This window comes from Duganella sp. LjRoot269 (genome assembly GCF_964254095.1).
Lineage (GTDB): Bacteria > Pseudomonadota > Gammaproteobacteria > Burkholderiales > Burkholderiaceae_D > Rugamonas > Rugamonas hordei.
The window spans coordinates 4488683-4507252 of record NZ_CAXUSL020000001.1; the positions used below are offsets into that span (position 1 = coordinate 4488683).

Annotated in this window: 15 protein-coding genes; 6 read left to right on the plus strand and 9 right to left on the minus strand. The window is 64.9% G+C overall.

Going from position 1 to position 18570, the window contains the following annotated elements; genetic code table 11:
* Both ACSQ3S_RS20080 and tssA read left to right on the plus strand, forming a co-directional pair.
* Positions 1-765 (plus strand): OmpA family protein, encoded by a 765-nt coding sequence (locus tag ACSQ3S_RS20080; protein WP_176651177.1) that lies wholly within the window; start codon positions 1-3, stop codon positions 763-765.
* A 15-nt stretch (positions 766-780) separates the two neighbouring features.
* Entirely contained in the window at positions 781-1830 is a 1050-nt protein-coding gene (gene tssA / locus ACSQ3S_RS20085) for a type VI secretion system protein TssA (protein WP_436143543.1), read from the plus strand.
* Positions 1831-1865: 35 nt separating this feature from the next.
* Here tssA and ACSQ3S_RS20090 read toward each other — a convergent pair whose 3' ends face one another.
* From ACSQ3S_RS20090 to ACSQ3S_RS20130, 9 genes are read right to left on the minus strand one after another with little or no spacing between them, the layout of a single operon-like run.
* Positions 1866-2552 carry a hypothetical protein gene (locus ACSQ3S_RS20090; RefSeq protein WP_353403816.1) on the minus strand — a complete coding sequence of 229 codons (687 nt, stop codon included), beginning with the start codon at positions 2550-2552 and terminating at the stop codon, positions 1866-1868.
* 11 nt (positions 2553-2563) lie between these two features.
* A complete protein-coding gene (gene tssH / locus ACSQ3S_RS20095; protein WP_436143544.1) occupies positions 2564-5218 on the minus strand; it encodes a type VI secretion system ATPase TssH in 2655 nt (884 codons plus the stop codon).
* 13 nt (positions 5219-5231) lie between these two features.
* Positions 5232-6320, minus strand: a complete 1089-nt coding sequence (tssG, locus tag ACSQ3S_RS20100) for a type VI secretion system baseplate subunit TssG (protein ID WP_436143545.1) — start codon at positions 6318-6320, stop codon at positions 5232-5234.
* Entirely contained in the window at positions 6284-8128 is a 1845-nt protein-coding gene (gene tssF / locus ACSQ3S_RS20105) for a type VI secretion system baseplate subunit TssF (protein ID WP_436143546.1), read from the minus strand. Before tssF ends, tssG begins: the two co-directional genes overlap by 37 nt.
* A 2-nt stretch (positions 8129-8130) precedes the next feature.
* Positions 8131-8628 (minus strand): type VI secretion system baseplate subunit TssE, encoded by a 498-nt coding sequence (tssE, locus tag ACSQ3S_RS20110; protein ID WP_176651183.1) that lies wholly within the window; start codon positions 8626-8628, stop codon positions 8131-8133.
* Between the two features lie 6 nt (positions 8629-8634).
* Entirely contained in the window at positions 8635-9126 is a 492-nt protein-coding gene (locus ACSQ3S_RS20115; RefSeq protein ID WP_176651184.1) for an Hcp family type VI secretion system effector, read from the minus strand.
* Between the two features lie 44 nt (positions 9127-9170).
* Positions 9171-10652, minus strand: coding sequence for a type VI secretion system contractile sheath large subunit (gene tssC, locus ACSQ3S_RS20120; RefSeq protein WP_176651185.1), 1482 nt, complete (start codon positions 10650-10652; stop codon positions 9171-9173).
* A 1-nt stretch (position 10653) separates the two neighbouring features.
* Complete coding sequence (tssB, locus tag ACSQ3S_RS20125) at positions 10654-11163, minus strand: type VI secretion system contractile sheath small subunit (RefSeq protein ID WP_436143547.1); 510 nt, start codon at positions 11161-11163, stop codon at positions 10654-10656.
* A gap of 17 nt (positions 11164-11180) precedes the next feature.
* Positions 11181-11786 (minus strand): tetratricopeptide repeat protein, encoded by a 606-nt coding sequence (locus ACSQ3S_RS20130; protein ID WP_436143548.1) that lies wholly within the window; start codon positions 11784-11786, stop codon positions 11181-11183.
* Between the two features lie 220 nt (positions 11787-12006).
* Here ACSQ3S_RS20130 and tssK point away from each other — a divergent pair, with 220 nt between their 5' ends.
* The 4 genes from tssK to ACSQ3S_RS20150 are packed head-to-tail and all read left to right on the plus strand — an operon-like array spanning position 12007 to position 18560.
* Positions 12007-13362 carry a type VI secretion system baseplate subunit TssK gene (tssK, locus tag ACSQ3S_RS20135; protein WP_353403811.1) on the plus strand — a complete coding sequence of 452 codons (1356 nt, stop codon included), beginning with the start codon at positions 12007-12009 and terminating at the stop codon, positions 13360-13362.
* A 16-nt stretch (positions 13363-13378) separates the two neighbouring features.
* Positions 13379-14146, plus strand: a complete 768-nt coding sequence (gene icmH / locus ACSQ3S_RS20140) for a type IVB secretion system protein IcmH/DotU (protein WP_436143549.1) — start codon at positions 13379-13381, stop codon at positions 14144-14146.
* Positions 14146-16974: a type VI secretion system Vgr family protein gene (locus tag ACSQ3S_RS20145; RefSeq protein WP_436143550.1), complete on the plus strand. Its 2829-nt coding sequence runs from the start codon at positions 14146-14148 to the stop codon at positions 16972-16974. The genes icmH and ACSQ3S_RS20145 overlap by 1 nt, the downstream gene beginning before the upstream one ends.
* A gap of 23 nt (positions 16975-16997) precedes the next feature.
* On the plus strand, positions 16998-18560 hold the full coding sequence (locus tag ACSQ3S_RS20150) for a hypothetical protein (protein ID WP_436143551.1): 1563 nt from the start codon (positions 16998-17000) through the stop codon (positions 18558-18560).
* Positions 18561-18570 lie beyond the last annotated feature (10 nt).

Below are 18570 nucleotides of genomic sequence, written 5' to 3' on the forward strand. Positions count from 1 at the left end.
ATGCGCACTCTCCTTTTCAGCATGCTGCTGTTGTCCACCGGCGCCGCGTTCGCGCAGGCCGCCGCGCCGCAGCCTGGCCAGGTGCTGGCCAGCGGCACCTTGCCCGATGAAGCCAGCAAGGCGGCGGTGCTGGCCAAACTGCGCGAGGTGTACGGCGCCGACAAGGTGGTCGACCAGATCTCCATCGACAAGGTCTCCACGCCCGCCAACTGGAACAACTACGTGCAAAAGCTGATCACCGCCGACCTGAAACAGATCGGCCGCGGCCAGTTGAAGATCGACGGCAGCACCGTCAGCCTGCGCGGCGAAGTGGGCAACGAGGCCGTCCGCCAGCGCATCGCCAGCAATATCGCCACCAGTCTGAATCCGACCTATACCGTCAACAACGGCCTGCGCGTATCGGCGGCCGACCAGGGCGTGCTCGATAGCGCACTGGCCAACCGCATCGTCGAATTCGAAAGCGGCAAGGCGGAGCTGACGCCAGCCGGCCGCGCCATCCTCGACGAGATGGTGGCCGCGCTGCGCAAGCTCAAGGACCGCAAGGTCGAGATCATCGGCCACACCGACAGCGCCGGCCTGCGCGCCACCAACCAGGGCCTGAGCCAGGCGCGCGCCGAGGCGGTGAAGGCTTACCTGTCGGGCCACGGCATCAACGGCGACCTGCTGACCGCCAGCGGTCAGGGACCGGACCGTCCCGTCGCCAGCAACGACACCACCGAAGGCCGCGCGCGCAACCGCCGCATTGAATTTCGCATGGCGCAATAAACCCAAGAGGACACGATGTATTCCGCACAAGAGCTGCTGCAACCTATCAACGACACCCAGCCCGCCGGCGCCGACCTGACGTTTTCCCCGGAACTGGACGCCATCGCGCAGGCGCGAAAATTCGACGATCCGTCGCTGGACCAGGGCGAATGGGTCACCGAACTGAAAGAGGCTGACTGGCCGCTGGTGGTCGACCGCTGCGCCCACCTGCTTAAAAATACCAGCAAGGACCTGCGGCTGGCCGTCTGGCTGACCGAGGCCGGCGCGCGTGTCCACCAGCTGCGCGGACTGGGCGAAGGCTATCTGCTGCTGGCCGGCCTATGCGATCAATACTGGGACCAGGGCTTGTATCCGGAAGCCGAGAATGGCGACAACGACCAGCGCGTCGGCAACCTTGGCTGGATACTGGCCCGCACGCCGGCGCTGGTGCGCGAGATCGGCCTGACCGAAAACGGCGACTATTCCACCCTCGATTTCGAGCAGGCCCGCAAGCGCGCGGCCAGCAACGACGAGGCGCTGCAAAACCGCGCGCCCAAGCTGGCAGATATTGAAGCGGCCAGGCGCAACAACTCGGCGCAATTTGCCGCCAGCTTCCTCGCCGACGCGCACTTCTGCGTCGAGGCGCTGGAGCAGCTGGAACGCGTGGCCGATGCAAAACTCGGCAACGACAGCCCGGGGTTTTCCTCCGCCCGCGACGCGGTGAAGGCGATGCTGCATGCGATGCCGGCGCCGGCCAATGCGGTATCCGGGAACGGCACGCAGCCTGCCGCGCCGGGCGGTCCAGTGGTTTTGCCCGGCATGCCGATGCCGGAATCAGGCAACGAATACGTCCAGGCCCCCACCGCACCCGGCGTCATCGCCAACCGCGCGCAGGCGGTGGCTTTGCTGCGCGCCGTGGCGGAGTTCTTCCGCCGCACCGAGCCGCATAGCCCCTCGTCCTACTACGCCGACAAGGCGGCGGCGGCCGGCGAACAGGACCTGCACACCTGGCTGCGCACTGTGGTGAAGGACCAGGCGTCACTGGCCCACATTGAAGAGCTGCTGGGTGTCCAGCCGCCGAACTGAAAAAATCCGGGGCCGCCTTAACGGCCCCGGCACGGTCATTCGCCGACCAGCTGCACCGCATCGACCTTTTTGTAGCCGCGCTGGATATTGTTGGCGATGGTGATCTTGACGCCTTTGACCTTGTAGGCGGTCTTGTCGAAGGTCCGCACGAACCAGGTGCGGTTGCCGCGCCGGTCCTGCTTCACGTCGCTGATGCCGGACCATACGGTGTTCCACTTGCCGTCCGTGTCCTGCAACTCCACCTTGTTGATCGCCTCTACGCCGTCGCCGCCCGGGACGATGACGCGGACCTCGGTCGCGTTGACCGGCTTGGCGTAGCCCAGCTCCAGCCAGTCGAAGCCCTTGTCCTGGTTGTTGTTGCTCCAATCGTTGTCATCCGATGGACCGGCGGCGTTCTTTGCCATATTGACCGGCGAAGGCTCCCTGCCATTGTCGTCGCCGAAGGTCGAACTGGCCTTTGCCGTCGCGGCCCACTGCCCCTTCGGATCGTTCAGGTACTTGTCCTCCATGGTGCCGTAGTCCAGCAAGGCCTGTTTCCTGGCCAGTTCTTCCTGCTCTGCGGTCGGAGCCGCGGCTGCCGGCGCCGCTGCTGCAGGCGCTGGCGCGGGGGCTGCCGCCGGCGCCGGCGCGGCGGCTGGTGCCTCCTCCTGCTTGTCCTTCTTCTGGCACGCCGTCAGTATCAGCGTGGACATCAATACTGCGATGGTAACTTGGCGTTTCATGGCAATTCTCCTTATTTGACTGTGTATTTGAATTGACCCTGCTTGTTGGCGCTGACCTTGATCTTCGCGATCGCGGCGCCTTCCGCCATACGAGCCAGCACCGATTCCGCGATCTCAGGCAGCAGCGTGCCATTGAGGATGTTGTCCACATTGCGCGCGCCGGAGTCGACCTCCGTGCAGCGCGCCAGCACCGCCTCCACCAGCGCCTCGTCGTAGCTGAACTCCGCCTTGTGGTTGGCGGCGATGCGGCGCTCGATCCTGCCCAGTTTGAGCTTGATGATATCGACCAGCACATCGTCCGCGATCGGATAGTATGGAATCACCTTCAGGCGCCCCAGGAACGCGGGCTTGAACTGCTTCATCAGCTGCGGGCGTATCAGCTGCTCCAGCTCCTCCACCGACGGCAGTTCCTCTTGCGGCTTGTTCAGACAAGCCTGCATCATCGCCGCCGACGCCACGTTCGACGTCAGGATGATGATCGTGTTCTTGAAGTCGATCTCGCGGCCTTCGGCATCGTCCAGCACACCCTTGTCGAACACCTGGAAGAACAGCTCCAGCACATCCGGGTGGGCTTTTTCCACTTCGTCCAGCAACACCACGCTGTAGGGATTGCGGCGCACGGCCTCGGTCAGCACGCCGCCCTCGCCGTAGCCCACATAACCGGGCGGCGAACCTTTCAGGCCGGAGACGCTGTGCGCTTCCTGGTATTCGCTCATGTTGATGGTGATGAGCTTGCGCTCGCCGCCGTACAGCACATCGGCCAGCGCCAGCGCGGTTTCCGTCTTGCCGATGCCGGACGGGCCGACAAACAGGAACACGCCCTTCGGCTTGTTCGGATCGTCCAGGTTGGCGCGCGAGGTGCGCACCCGCTGCGCCACCGCCTCGATCGCATGCGGCTGGCCCAGCACGCGCTGCTCCAGCATTTCCTTCAGGCGCAACACGGTCTTGATCTCGTCCTTGACCATTTTCCCGAGCGGGATGCCGGTCCAGCCGGCGACGATTTCCGCCACCACGTGACCGTCGACCTGCACCGGCACCATCGGCGTTTCGCCTTGCAGCTCGCGCAATTCCGCCACCATCGCCTGGATATCGCGCCCCTGGCCGCCACTATCGCCCGCCTGTGCGGACGCCTCGACGCGCGCGGCGATGATCTTCGCGCTCAACGCCTTTTCCTTTTCCCATCGTTCGGACAGGGTCTTGTGCTGCGCATCGGCTGCGGCGCGGGTCTCGCGCAACTCCTGCAGACGCGCCTTCTGTGCGGCGCCGCCTTCGGCCTGCTCGCGTTCCAGCGAGCTGGCCTCGACGTCGATGCGCTCTATCTGCCGCGCCAGTTGTTCGATGCGGGCCGGCGTCGCGTTCTGGCCCAGCGCCACCTTGGCGCAGGCGGTGTCTAATACGCTGATGGCCTTGTCCGGCAGCTGGCGGCCCATGATGTAGCGATGCGACAGCCGCACCGCCTCGGTGATCGCCTCGTCGTACACGCGCACGCCGAAGTGCTTCTCCATCAGCGGCGCCATGCCGCGCAACATGGCGCAGGCCAGTTCCTCGCTCGGCTCCTCCACCTTGACCACCTGGAAGCGCCGCGCCAGCGCGGCATCCTTCTCGAAATACTTCTTGTACTCGCCCCAGGTGGTGGCGGCGATGGTGCGCAGTTCGCCCCGCGCCAGCGCAGGCTTGAGCAGGTTGGCCGCGTCGTTCTGGCCGGCCTGTCCGCCGGCGCCGATCATCGTATGCGCCTCGTCGATGAACAGGATGATGGCGTGCGGGCTTTTCTTCACTTCGTCGATGACGTTCTTCAGGCGGTTCTCGAACTCGCCCTTGACGCTGGCGCCGGCCTGCAGCAGGCCCATGTCCAGCGTGTGGATCTCCACGCATTTCAGCACGTCCGGCACGTCGTCCTGCGCGATGCGCAGCGCCAGTCCTTCCACCACGGCGGTCTTGCCGACGCCGGCCTCGCCGGTCAGGATGGGATTGTTCTGGCGCCGGCGCATCAGGATGTCGATGGCCTGGCGGATTTCCTGGTCGCGGCCGATCACCGGATCGACCTTGCCTTCGCGCGCGCGCTGCGTCAGGTTGGTGGTGAACTGGTCCAGCGCCGGCGTCTTGCCTGGTGCGCGCGCGGCCAGTTCGCCGACCGGATCGCCGCCCTCGTCCGGCTGCGATGCGGACGATGCCAGCGGTGCTTCGTCGGAACCGGCGGTGATCTTGTCGAGATTGTGCTTGATCTGTTCCACGTCGAAGCGGCTAAACAGCTTGGAACTGCGCGCCGCCAGCTGCGCCAGTTCCGGCTCGGTCAGCATCGCCTGCAGCAGGTGGCCGCTGCGGATACGCGCCTGCGGGTTGTCCTGCAAATCCAGCGACGCGATCAGCCAGGCGTTCTCGAACAGCTTGGGCAGGCGCGGCGAAAACACCGGCGTGCGCGCGTTGCCGGTCTTGAAGCGTCCGACCTCCGCCCGCAAGTCCGCTTCCAGCTGGCCGATGCTGATGTCGCTGTGGCGGGCGATCAGCGCCACGTCGCTGGCCGGCTGCTCCAGCAGCGCCAGGAACAGATGCTCGATATCGACCTCGTAATGGCCCAGCGACATGCACAGGCTGGCCGCGCGCGTGGCCGCGGTGCGGCTGGTATCGTTGAGTTTTCCGATCAGCGTTTTCAGGTTGGTGCTCATGTTGTTGTCCTTTTTATGATGTCATTGCGTGTATTTCATACCGCACGTCGCCGCGGTCGTGCTGCTGCGCCTCCGTGACCAGGAAGCTGTCCCAGCCCAGGCGTCCACCGCTGCCCTGCTCGTCCAGGCGCGCACCTTCGACGTCTTCGGCGCGCAGCACCAGCTGCACCTCGTATTCCAGCGTCAGGCCGGTGAACATGGTCAGCATGCTCTCCAGCGCAAGCGCCGCCTTGGCGCCGGGCAGGAAGGATTCGTAGCCTTCCCGGTCCAGCGGACCGATCACCAGGCGCAGGCGCAGGTCGCGCTGCCATACGCGCTCGCCCGCCATCGCGCCGCCGCCCAGCACGGCGTTGGCCATGCCCAGCGTGGTCTGCTGGCTGCCCGGCACGTCGTACCAGCAGCCGATGAATTGTTCGGCGCGCACCGGCTGACGGAAGTACTCCGACAGCACGCGCGCGATCTGCACTGCCGATGCCGGACGCTGGCGCATCGCCGTGGCGAAATAAGCCACCGACTCATCGAGCACGCCGTTGCCGTCGTCCGACAGCCGCTGTCGCAGCGACGGCTGGTGCATGCCGGCCAAGGACAGCAGCAGCGGCAGGAAGCCATCCTTGCCGTCGATCTGGTACTTCAGTTCCAGCCGGTACTTGCGCCACGCTTCATAGAACAGCGCCAGCGCGCGGCTGGAAAAGGTGTCGAGAAAGGCGCGCGGGCCGTCGTCCTTCTGGTACAGCGCATGCGCGGCGATCCGTTCGGTGTAGTGCGCCGGCAGCGTGCCGCTGGTGCCCAGGAAGCCCATGAAGGCCGGGGTGATGCGGATGTAGCGCAGTTGCGCCGACTGCAGCGCCGCGCCCAGGCTGGACGCATCGATCGACAGGTCGCGCGGTTCCGGCTGCAGCGACTCCAGCTGGCTGGCCGGAAAGCTGAGCGAAGTCGAATTCTGGAAGCGCAGGAAGTTCGCCACCGCGCCCTCCTGCGGCGCCCCGTTCCGCTTGAGCCATAGCTCCAGCAGGCGCACCGCCTGGAAGTATTCGAACCGCTGCGGCTGCGCGAACAGCCGCTCGATTACAGCAGGCTCAAATCGCCGCTTCGTGGCAGGCATCGCAGCAGTTCCTCTCCATTTTTATCCGACTTGATGACCAGCTGCGCGAAACTGTTGGCGTGCACGTACAGGCCGAGGAAGCGCTCGACAATCTGCGCGAACGCGTGGATGCCGCTGCCGACAAAGGCTTCCTCGTCCACCGTCAGCGTGACTTCGATGCCGCGCACCAGGCAGGCGAACGGGTTCCCCGGCAGCCAGGTATTGGCCGCCTTGTGCGAGACGGCGACGATGCCGCCGATCTGCCGCTGCGACGACGGTGAGCGCGGCAGGTCGTACAGCGTCAGCATCTCGCGGAAGGCGTCCAGACCGCCGCCGGTCAGCGACAGGTGGTTCAGCGACAAATGGGAGATCAGGCGCCAGTGCGCGCCGCGTCCGCGTTCGAAGCGGTACGACGGCGTCGGCTTGCGCAGGAAGCTGATCGCGCGCACGCTCGATCCGCCTTCCAGGAACAGGTCGCCGCCGCGCATGCCATAGCTCAGCGAGGCCGGCAAGTCGCGGTTGGTGCAGCTCAGCTCCAGGCTCAGGGTGTCGGTTTCCACCTCGGCCGGATCGAAGTCGATGTCGACGATGGAGATCTGCGTTTCATAGCCGGGACTCTTGCCGGCGATGTCCTCGTCGCGCCGGGCCACCCAGTAGTGGCCGTTCTTTTCCGGCGTCTGGCCGTGGCGCAGCGAATAGAACGGCCGGAACTCCTGCACCGACTCGCCCTGCGGCGTCTGCCGCACCAGCTTGACCGACTCGATGGCCTGCACCTCATAGGCGAAGGCGCGGCGCGCATCGGCCAGCACCGGGTAGCTGGCCGACGCATGCGTCAGCCGTATCGGTTCGCCGCGCTGGCGGAACAGGTTGACCACCGGCGTGCAGCCCAGCAGCACGTTGTTGGTCGACAGCGTCGACAGCATGCGCGCCAGGTTGGAATCGGTGCGCATGCCCGACAGCGCCAGGTGCAGCGTGACCGACTTGCAGCCGGCCGGCAGCACGCCGGCGATTGCGTGTAGGTCGATGTCGAAGAAGTTGAATTTTTCGGGGAAGCAGAAATACTCGGTCAGCAGCCGGTAGGCGGTATGCGAACGCGCGGAAAAATCGATCAGCGATTCGTCCTCGCTGAAGCCGGCCGGCGACACCGGCACCTTGTGCAGCGGCGTCCAGCGGCCATTGCCGTCCGCTTCGGCGTAGGCCGCCACCACGCGGGTGAACAGCGCGTCGCGCAGCGCGGCGCAGAACGACGGCTCGCCGTCGATGAACACGCGCAGCCGGCCCAGGCCCAGCTGCGCCAGCGTGACCTGCTCGGCGGTGCTGGACAAGGTCAGGCTGATGCTGGAGGTGGCCTGCTGCGGCGGCCGCAGCGCTTCCGGCGCGGCGATGATGGCGGCGAAGTGGGCGGCCGTCAGCGCCAGCGGCGCCACGGTGACCGGATATGCGGTGCGGAAGGTGCAGGTGGCGCCGCGCACGGGCCGCGTGGTCAGCTGCGTGCCGCGCGGGATCTCGCTGGCGGTGGTCAGCTGCGCGGCGGCGCCGCTGAAGTCCATGCGCGCGATCGAACACGAGGGAAACGGCCGCAGGTAATGCGGATACAGCACCTCGAACAGTGCTTCGGTAAATTCAGGGTAGTCGTCGTCGAGCCGCTTGGCGATGCGCGAATTGAGCAGCGCGAACGATTCGATCATGCGTTCGATGTGCGGGTCCTCGCACACCTCGCCGGCGATCAGCAGACGGCCGGCGATCTTCGGGTAGCGTTCGGAGAATTCGCGCGAATAGCGGCGCAGGAATCCCAGCTCCCGTTCGTAATACGGTAATAATTGTTCCAATCTCAGGCTCCCAGCGGTGTCGGGCTCACGCGGCGCGCTTTGCTGATGGTGTAATGCAGGCTTGAGGGCTGCAGGACGGCGTCGAAGTTAACAGGTTCGTGCGCGCTGTGGACCACCAGCAGCGCGGTAATGGAGAAATTCAGCCGGTTGACGGCATCCGCCCGCAACTCCAGCGACGCCTGCACATTGCGCAGCCGCGGCTCGTGGCGGGCGATCGCCCTTTCCAGGCTGCGGCAGATGAAAGCGCGATCGTCCGTGCTCGACAGCGACAGGCCCGCAAAATCGTTTAGGCCGTAGGTCGCGATCGAGCGGCCGCATTCGGGAAAGCGTTTAAGGAGATCCTCCGGGATGACGGCCCGGGTGTTCAGCAGCGCTTCGAGATCGCGCGCCACCGAATCCTTGAGGTCCTCGATCGACTGTCGCGGCACGGTGCCGCTGGCGTTGCCGTTGAGCGGCGCGTCCATCAGGCGATCGAACAAACCCGGAGTAAATCCTTTCATTCCAGCTTAAGCAGTCTTGTTGGCCGACAGGTCCCAACCGCCGGAGGTGTTACCACCGGAGCCGCCGCCGACTTTTTGCTGGGTGTACTTCCACTTGACCTTGGAGTACTTCAGCGCCAGGTCTTCGGTCAGGATATTGCCTGGTGCGACAGCAGGCGATACGCTGGAGATCAGCACATTTTCCAGTTCGATCTCGAAGTACTTGACGCGGTCGCCCTGGCCGTCGGCGCGCAGGAATTCCAGCTTTGCCTTTGCCAGGGTTTTACCCGACGAGCAGTTTTGCAGCAGCAGCGGCGTGGCCAGGTCGGCCAGCTTGCTGATGACGATGTCCTTGTGCTCGGTGCGCTCGGCGGTGTGGCCGCCGCCGGTGGAGGCCGTAGCCGATTTCGGTTGCAGCACTTCCCACTGGACCGATTGGCACTCGATCCAATCCTTGTGGGTGGTGTCGGCCGATTCGCCTTTGATCCCGTCGATTTGCAGGTAAACGTCGATAGCCATAGTAATCCTTTCAATGAGTTGATGTTATTGCGAGATGCAATGACTTAGTTTTTGGTCGATGCCGGGAGCTCCGCGACCAAACGGAGGGAAACAGACAATTCGTCGAGCTGGAAGTGCGGGCGCAGGAACGACACGGCGCGGTACACGCCGGGACGTCCCGGCACTTCCGACACCTGCACCGAGGCTTCGCGCAGCGGGAACTGGGCCTTCTGTTCCTGGCTGGCGTTATCGTCCAGCAGCACGTACTGGGTCAGCCAGCGGTTGAGGAAGTCCTCGACGTTGGATGCGGCGGCAAAGCTGCCGATTTTGTCGCGCATCATGGCCTTCATGTAGTGGGCGATGCGCGATACCGCGAAGATGTATTGCAGCTGCGCCGACAGCACCGCATTGGCGTTGGCGGCGTCGCTGGAGTATTTCTTGGCCTTCTGCGCCGACTGCGCGCCGAAGAAGGCGGCGTAGTCGGTGTTCTTGCAGTGGACCAGCGAGATGAAACCGAGGTCGCTCAATTCCTTCTCGCGGCGGTCGGTGATGGCGATCTCGGTCGGGCACTTGAGCGCCACTTCGCCTTCGTCGGTCTTGAAGGTGTGGGTCGGCAGGTCTTCCACCAGGCCGCCGCCCTCGACGCCGCGGATCGCCGCGCACCAGCCGAAGTCCTCGAAGGCCGCGGTCAGCTTGGTGCCGAAGGCGTAGGCGGCGTTACACCACAGGTATTTCTGGTGGTCGGTGCCGTCGACGTCCTCGACGAAGTTGAAGCCTTCGACGGTGGCGCCGTCGGCCGGGTTGAACGGCAGGCGGCCCAGGAAGCGCGGCAGCGTCAGGCCGACGTAGCGCGAGTCCTCGGATTCGCGGAACGACTTCCACTTCGCGTATTCGACGGTGTCGAACACTTTCGACAGGTCGCGCGGCTTGCCCAGCTCGCTGTAGCTCTCCAGCCCGAACAGCTCGGGCGAGGCGGCGGAAATGAACGGCGCGTGCGCGGCGGCGGCCACGTGCGACATCTGCTCGACGAAGTACATGTCTTCCGGCTGGCGGGTGATCTCGAAATCGCCGATCAGGGCGCCGAACGGCGCGCCGCCGAAGGTGCCGAATTCCTCTTCGTAGACCTTGCGGAACATGGTGCTCTGGTCGAATTCCAGCGCGCTCTGGAAGTCCTTGACCAGCTCCTTCTTGGTCGCGTTGAGCATCTTGATCTTCAGGTTCTGGCCGGTGGCGGTGTGCTTGACCAGGTAGTTCAAGCCGGTCCAGCTGCTTTCCAGCTTCTGGAATTCCGGCGCGTGCATCACGGCCGACAGCTGCGCCGAGATCAGGCGGTCCAGCTCCGCCACGCGGGCGTCGATGGTGGCGGCCAGGTTGTCGGACACCACGACGGTGCCGTCCATCACCTGGCTGACCAGTTCCGAGATCAGGTCCTTGGCGCGCGCGTGCTCGACGCTGGACTTGGCGACCTTGCTCTGCTCGACGATCTGGTCCAGCAGCGCCATTTCCGTGGTGGCGGGCGCGCCGCCCGGGGTCAGTTGTGCGGACATGTCAGTCCTCCTTCTTGTCGGTTTGTTGACCCAGCAGAGCCAGCTTCTCGGTGCTGTGCAGGACGTCGTTGAGGATGTCTTCCAGCTTGTCGTTGCCGGCCAGCTTGTTGCGCAGGTCCGCCAGCTTGGTGCGCGCCTCCAGCAGCTTGCGCAGCGGGTCCACCTGCCGCACCACCGACTCCGGACGGAAGTCGTCCATCGATTTGAATTTGAGGTCGACGGCGAACTCGCCGCCTTCGCCGCTCAGCTCATTCTTGACGCGGTAGGCCGCGCGCGGCTCCACGCCCTTCAGCACTTCGTCGAAGTTGTCGCGGTCGATGTTGACGAACTTGCGCTCCTTCAGCCGTTTCTGCTCGACTTCCGAATTGCCGCCGAAATCGCCGACCACGCCCATCACGAACGGCAGCTCCTTGTTCTCGATGGCGTCGCCGATTTCAACGTCGTAGGTCATTTGCACCCGTGGCGGGCGGATTTTTTGCAGCTTCTTCTGCACACTTACGCTTTTGGACATGAGATTCCCCTCTTCGATTATTTCAAGGCGCCGAACGGATCGGCGCTGGCCTCGTCTTGCTGCTTGGCGCGGCCTTTCTTGGCGGCCGCCTTGCCGCGCGCCGGCGCGGCGGCCTGTTGCACAGGAGCCGGCGCCGGCGGCACCAGCACGTTCTCGCCCAGGCTCTCGCGCAGCAGCTTGGCCAGGTCCTGCGATTCGGTGCGGATCGAGCCGGACAGGTTGTTCTGGCGGCTCAGGTCGGACAGCGAGCGCGTCGACAGGCGCAGTCCGCTGATGGCGATGATGCTGTTGGCCAGCGTGTCGTTGGGGTCGCGCACCAGCACTTCCTCGGCGTTGATGATGGCGTCGCCGTACTGGCCGGCCTCGTAGCGGGTCTGCGCGATGCTCAGCCAAGGCGATTTATCGGCCGGATAGGCGACCGCCGCTTGTTTCCATAGGGCAACAGCCTGCTCCTTCTGGCCCGCGCTGGAGGCGGCGCCGGCTTGCGCCAGCATCGATTGAAGCGCCGGCTTGGCCGCCGCCTGCGGCGCCACCGGGGCGGTGGTACAGGCGCTCAGCGCCGCCACGCAGACGACGGCGCCAGCCAGCTGGCCGATGCGGCGGAGGGTATGTTGGGTTGTCATGCTAGCCTCAAATTCGATATCAAAAAACAATATTTAATTAACAATTTCTGCAACTGGCGCCACGTTATCAGAAATTTATTATTGACCGCGTTCAATTGAATTCAACCGTGCGCACGGTACAAACACAGCCGTGCGCCTCTTTAAAAAAAGAAATGTTATTGTTCTGCTACTTTACAAATAACAAATATGTAGCAGACCGAAAAAAAGGACGCGCCATAGCATGAGCAGCAAAATTCTCTGGGGCGAGGGACTGTTCCTTCGGCCCCAACACTTCCAGCAGCAGGACCGCTACCACGAGCAGCGGCTGCTGCAGAGCGTGCAAGCGCTGCATCCCTACGCCTGGGGCGTCAACCAGCTGCAGATCGACCGCGACGCGCTGGCCAACAACAGCCTGCGCCTGCTGGAACTGTCGCTGCGCTTCCAGGATGGCGAGTTCTACGACGCGCCCGGCGCCGACGACCTGCCCGACGCGGTCGACCTGGGCCAGCTGCAGCAGTCGCAGCAGACCATCACCTATTACGCCGCCCTGCCCGCCTTCAAGTCCTTTGGCGGCAATTTCGGCGACGGCAGCGAGCGTGCGGCCGGCACCGGCGCCAGCGCGGTGCGCTACCAGCAGCACAACGCCGACACGCCGGACCTGTACACGCACGCCGCGCCGGCCCAGCTGAGCTACCTGAAGAAGACGCTGCGCCTGGTGTCGGAATTCGAGCCGCGCGACTCGTACACCCACTTCCCGCTGCTGCGCCTGCGCCGCGCGGCCACCGGCGGCTTCGAGCTGGACGCGGCGTTCGTGCCGCCCAGCCTGACCATCCGCAGCGCGCCGCTGCTGTTCCTGCAGCTGCGCCGCCTGCTCGACGCGCTGCAGGCCAAGGTCAGCGCGCTGTACGGCCACCACCGCGAGCCGAGCAAGCACGTGATCGAGTTCCGCTCCGGCGACATGTCCTCGTTCTGGCTGCTGCACACGGCCAGTTCCGCCTTCGCCTCGCTGACCCACTACTTCCAGCACCCGGCGCTGCATCCGGAGCGGCTGTACGAGCAGTTGCTCAGCCTGGCCGGCGCGCTGATGACCTTTTCCAAAAGCTGGACCCTGGCCGACCTGCCGGCCTACCAGCACGCCGACGCCGGCCCCGCCTTCGCCACGCTGCACCAGATCATCCGCGAACTGCTCGACACGGTGATCTCGTCGCGCTACTTCGCCATCGCGCTGCGCGAGGTCAAGCCTTCGTACCACCACGGCATGCTGGACTCGGGCAAGATCGACGACAAGACCACCTTCTACATCGCCGTCTCGGCCGCCATGCCGGCCAGCGAACTGGTGGACGTGGTGCCGCTGCGCTTCAAGGTCGGCGCGCCGGACGACGTCGACAAGTTCGTGCTGTCGGCCATGCCCGGCGTGCGGCTGCAGCACGCGCCGCAGGTGCCGGCCGCGGTGCCGGTGCGCCCCGACGCCTGCTACTTCGCCATCGAGGCCAAGGGCCAGATGTACGAGCGCATGCTGCAGGCCCAGTCGATTTCCATCTACGTCCCCGGCGGCATGAACGACCTGAAGCTGGACCTGGTCGCCGTCACATCCTGAACCGAGGTTAGTCACCATGAATACCGCCACCGCACCTTCCCTGATGGGCGCCGCGCCGCCGTCCGCCGCCGGCCATACGGCGCCGCCAACCCTGCTCGACCTGATGTATGACGGTTTCTACGCGCTGTTCATGCTCAAGAACGGCAACGGCCCGCAGCAGAACGCCGAGTTCGCGCAGAAGATGACGCAGTTCCTCGACGACTTCGGCCGCGGCGCGCGCAAGCACGGCGCCTCGCCGGACGACGTCGACGCCGCCAAGTACGCGTTCTGCGCGGCGGTCGACGAAATCATCCTGCGCTCGACCTTCTCGATCCGCGACGCCTGGGAACGGCGCCCGTTGCAACTGGCGCTGTTCGGCGAGCAACTGGCCGGCGAAAACTTCTTCCACCGGCTCGAAGCGCTGCGCGCGCGCGGCAGCGCCCACCTGCAGGCGCTGGAGGTCTACCATATGTGCCTGCTGCTGGGCTTCCAGGGCCGCTACATCCTCGAAGGCTCGGAAAAGCTGAACTACCTGACGGCGCGCCTGGGCGAGGAAATCGCCCACATGAAGGGCAAGCGCGGCGGCTTCGCGCCGCATGCGGAGCGGCCCGACCAGATCGTCCACAAGCTGCGCAGCGACCTGCCGCTGTGGGTACTGTGCTCGGTGTTCGGCCTGATCTGCGTGCTCGGCTACATCGGCCTGCGCACCTCGCTGGACCACGGCACCGAACAGCGCGTGGCCGCCTATAACGACATCGTCAAGCTGGCCCCGCGCCAGGCCAACCTGACCATCACGCTGCCGTAATGGACATCGCCTCGCTGATACCGTCGGCGCTGGGCCTGTTCGGCACCGGCTTGAGCCAGCACGCGCGCCTGCTGACGCTGGCCAGCGCGCAGGACTCGTCGCTGCCGCAGGCGCTGGTGGCCGAGCGCTTCGCCGGACGCGAAGGGATCAATGAGCTGTATGCGTTCGAAGTCGATGCGCTCAGCACCTCCACCGACCTCGATCTGCAGCAGTTCATCGGCGAAGAGTTGACCGTCACGCTGCTGCAGGCCGACGGCAGCCGGCGCGCGTGGCACGGCATCTGCACCGAAGCCGCCTGGCTGGGCGCGGACGGTGGCACGGCGCGCTACCGCCTGCTGCTGGAGCCCGCGCTGGCGCTGCTGCGGCTGCGCCGCGACAGCTATATTTTCCAGGACAAGAACGCGAAGGACATCGTCACCGAACTGCTGGCCGACTATCCGCAACTGCGCTTTGAATTCGACGTCACGCAAACGCTGGCGCCGCGCGCGGTGTGCACCCAGTACCGCGAAAGCGACCTGGAATTCTTCCAGCGCCTGCTGGCGTCCGAAGGCCTGAGCTGGCGCTTCGAACACGACCAGGCCGAGGCGGATGGGCAAAGCGCGGACGGCCAGGCCAGACACCGGCTGGTGATCTTCGACAGCAAGGCCGAGGCACCCGCCATGCCGGGCGACGCCGAACTCCGTTTCCACGGCGTGCGCGCCACCGACAGCGCCGACGCCATCGACCGCTTTGCCGCGCGCCGCCAGGTGCGGGCCAACGCGGTCGGCATCAGCAGCTGGGACCCGGCGCAGCTGCTGGCGCCCGGCGCGGAACAGCAGTCGTCATTGGACGCGGGCGAACTGCCGTCGCTGCCCGTGTACGACGGCGGCGGCGAGCGCGTCGCCAGCGCCAGCGGCGAGCCGGATCAGTACAGCCAGCTGATGCTGCAGGCGCTGGAACTCGACAACAAGGTGTTCGAGGGCGAAGGCGCGGTGCGCCAGCTGGCGGCCGGCCACGCCTTCGCGCTGACCCAGCACGAGCGCTACGCCGACGACAACCGCTTCACCGTGCTGTGGGTGCGGCACGAGGCGCGCAATAATTTTCAATCCGAAGTGCGCAAGGCGCCGGGCGCCGACGCCATCGAGGCCGGCACCTACCGCAACAGCTTCGGCTGCGTGCGCGCCAGCGTCGCCGTCGTCCCGCGCGCGATCGCCGCGCCGCAGGCGGCCACCGCGCTGGGGCCGCAGACCGCCATCGTGGTCGGCGCCGCCGACGCGGTGGCCACCACCACGCGCGACCACCAGGTGCGCATCCAGTTCGCCTGGCAGCGCGGCCAGGGCGCCAACGCCGGTGGCATCGGGCACGACACCGACGCCAAGGGTAGCGCGCCCGGCGACGACAGCAGCGGCACCTGGGTGCGCGTGGCCGAAGCGCTGGCCGGCCCGAACTGGGGTTCGCAATTCACGCCGCGCATCGGCACCGAAGTGCTGGTCGACTTCATCGACAACGACATGGACCGGCCGCTGGTGGTGGCGCAGCTGTACACCGGCTCGGACCAGCCGCCGTATGCGGCCGGCGAGGATTCGGGCGCCAACCATGCGGGCACGCTGTCGGGCATCCACAGCCACAATTTCGACGGCGGCGGCTACAACCAGTGGCAATTGGACGACACGCCGGGCCAGGTGCGCACCCGGCTGGCCACCAGCAGCGCGGCCACGCAGCTGAATCTGGGCTACTTGGTGGCGCAGTCGGCCGGCAGCGCGCAGCGCGGCGCCTACCGCGGCGCCGGCTTCGAGCTGCGCACCGACGCCTGGGCCGTGCTGCGCGGCGGCGAAGGCGTGCTGCTGACCACCAGCGCGCGCGCCGCGCAAGGCAGCGGTGTGGCGTCGACGCAGATGGACGCGGCGGAAGCGGTCAAGTCGCTGCAAGCCGCGCAGGAACTGGGCAAGGTGCTGGGCGACGCGGCCAGGCAGCAGGCCGCGCTTACCAGCGCCGATGCGGCCAAGGCGCAGCAGGAACTGTTATCGCGCATCGATCCCACGGACAAGGGCAAGCATGACGGCGCCGTCAACGGCCAGCAGGCCAGCAAGGCGCCCGGCGGCGCGCGTGAGCTCGACGCGGCGCAGCCGGTGGAAAAATTCGCCGACCCGCTGGTGCTGATGGACGCTCCGGCCAGCATCAACTGGGCCACGCCGGCATCGACCGTGCTGTTCGCCGGCGAACAGCTGCACTGGACCACGCAGGGCGATATGCACATGACGGCGGCGTACACGCTGTCGTCGGTGGCGGCCAACGCGGCCGGCTACTTCAGCCACGCCGGCGGCATCCAGGCCATCGCCGCCAACGGCCCGGTGTCGCTGCAGGCGCATACGGACCAGCTGGAGATCTTGGCGGACAAGTCGATCAAGGTCATTTCGGTCAACGACGTCATCGAGATCAAGGCCAGCCAGAAGATCGTGCTGCAGGCCGGCCAATCGTCGATCACGCTGGAGGGCGGCGATATCACGTTTGCCTGCCCGGGTGAATTCACGGTCAAGGGTGGGCAGCATATTTTTGATGGTGGGGGTCGCCAGACTGCCAACACGCCCTCGCTGCCAGGCGCTCTGACAACGCAAACCGACTGGATAGCACTGCACTATCTCGAACCGGAAACCGCACTCGGTATCGCCGGCGCGGAATACGAAATCCACTTCGAGGGGGGCTCGGTCGTCAACGGAAAATTGGACGAGCAAGGAAAGGCGCATCACGACAATGTGGAACACAAACCTGTGAAAAAAGTCGTCTATAAACCGCGTACGCCGGCCAAGGAACAGCCGGTCTCGCCGCTGGAGGATTTGAGCAATGCCTGAGGCATCGATACAAGGAGCGCCGCATGGCTGAAATCAATTCAACCCAGATGCGGGACGCGTTGGCATGGATGACCAACGACCAGCAGAAGGCTGAGGAGCCCAGCACAAATCCTTTCGAATGGTTTTGGCAAGCGATACAAGGGGATTTCAACGAAGAACGTTCGACCGGGCAGTTGGTGATCGACGCCGCCATTTCGATGATACCGCTAGTCGACCAAGTGTGCGATGTACGCGACCTCATCGCGAACTGCAACAAACTGCGTAAGGATATCAAAGACACTTGGGCATGGGTGGCGTTGGCGTTAACCTTGATCGGTTTGTTCCCAACCCTGGGTTCGCTGGTCAAAGGCGTGCTGAAGATATTCTTTGGTTTCGTGCGACGCATGGGCGGCGAAGCCACGCTCAAGGCGGTCGAACTGGCGATGACCTGGGTCATCACATTCCTGCGCCGGCGCGACGTGCAGAAATACCTGCACCTGCACAAGGTCGACGAAGTATTCAAGTGGCTGGCTGCGGAAATCAAGGTCATACGCGGCAAGGTCAATCTGGGCGCATTGTTGCAGGCCTTTGATCGCGGCATCAAGGTACTGGAAGATCTGGTGGCCAAGGTCAAATATGTGCCGGTGATCGGCAACAAGGCTCGTGCTTGCTTGGAAGAGGTACGCAAGATCCGCATGGCTGCCAACGACTACCTTGGCAAGGTGCTGCGTCCTGTACAGGATGTGCTCGATACCATTGTCATGCGCCTGGAGCGTGAGTCGCTGGAGCGCCAGCGCGGCATCCTCAATGCAAACAATATCCACTACCGTGGAGCCCTGCCGGAAGCGTCGGCGGTGACATTGATGCGCAAGGCTGATCCGCCGCCCTCCTGGCTCAGTAAAGGTAAAAAAGCCGAGTTCCCGGCACTGAACCATGCACGGTATAAAACCTATGTCGACGACAAGGCGGCCGAAGGTTGGCCGGCATTGAGCAAGCAAAACGTCGAATCCTTCGCCGACTTGATCGAAGCTGAGATCAAAGGGCCGGCCCGTCTGTATCGCATCCTGGCCCCAAACAGCCGGGCGATGAGCGACTGCTGGGTCACGGAGGAAGTCTTCAAGCGGCTGCAGTCCGCAGCAGATCCCCGTGCAGCCTGGCGTAAGCATCTCGCGGTGTGGCCGGATTGGAATGTCAACGGACAGTTTGTCGTCTATGATGTGAAACCCGGCGAAAGCCTCAAAGTATGGCGTGGCAAGGCATCGACCCAGTTCAAGGACAACCTGCCTGACCGCCATCTGGAGGGAGGATGGGAACAGGTCGTTTTCAATGTTACCCGCGCCGACCGCCGTAACGATACGATGCGATACTACACGCTCAACGGTGGCCGTGCGAACCGGTTACAGAATGCTTTGAGCCAGGACGCGTACAACAAACTCAGCCGGGAAGAACAGCGCCGCTATGTAGGCTTGCGCGAATCCATCAACCATCCGAACATCAGCGGACCGTTTGATACCGCTTGGGGTTATTCAGACTTCGGCGGCGCCGGTTTGGGAGAGCGGATCGGTCTTCCGTCGCTGCCAGGACAAACAACCAAATTGATTGAGTAAAGAAGCCACT